This window comes from Allokutzneria sp. NRRL B-24872, from assembly GCF_002155965.1.
Taxonomy (GTDB): Bacteria; Actinomycetota; Actinomycetes; order Mycobacteriales; family Pseudonocardiaceae; genus Allokutzneria.
On sequence record NZ_MUMH01000374.1, the window covers coordinates 1 to 735 of the forward strand.

A 735-nucleotide genomic window follows, 5' to 3' on the forward strand; every position below is an offset into this window, starting at 1 on the left:
ACCTGTACTCCGGCGCCGAGGCCGCGCGCTTCTTCTCCACCCTGATGCTCGTCTTCGGCCTCGCCCCGATCCTGGCCCCGGTCCTCGGCGCCGGAGTACAGGTCGCGGACGACGGCCCTGGCGACGACGATCCCGGCCGCCCCGGCGAAGCCCTGCACGAAGCGGACGACGGTGAAGCTCGCGATGTCGTTGGTGAACACGCAGGCCAGCGACGCCACGACGAACAGGCCGATGCCGAAGAGCAGCGGGCGCTTGCGGCCCCACATGTCGCTGAGCGGGCCGATCACCAGCTGGCCGGCGGCGAGGCCGATCATGCAGGCGGTGAGCGTGAGCTGGACCTGGGAGTGGCTGGCGCCGAGCCGGGCGGCGATCTCGGGGAAGGCGGGCAGGTACATGTCCAGGCACAGCGGCCCGAACGCGCTGAGGCCACCGAGCACGAGCACCAACCGTGTCCTGCCGTTACTGTCCCGCATCCGTCCCCCAGGTACCCTCAGAAGCTGTTAGCTCTGAGACAGAGTAATTGAGGAAGATCCGACCAGTGACCCCTGTTTCCCATGACGTGGACCTCAGCTGCACCGTCGGCCGGTTGCAGCGCGCGCTGCGCCGGGCCGCAGCTCGCGCTGCAACCGGCCGACGGTGCAGCTGAGGTCCACGTCATGGGAAACAGGGGTCACTGGTCGGATCTTCCTCAATTACTCTGTCTCAGAGCTAACAGCTTCTGAGGGTACCTGGGGG

The 735-nt window shown here is 67.8% G+C and carries 1 pseudogene; it reads right to left on the minus strand.

Annotation, left to right across the window (positions count from 1 at the left end):
- Positions 1-134: 134 nt before the first annotated feature.
- Positions 135-473: pseudogene (locus CCN37_RS41965) on the minus strand (MFS transporter); the annotation flags it as partial.
- Positions 474-735: the final 262 nt, after the last annotated feature.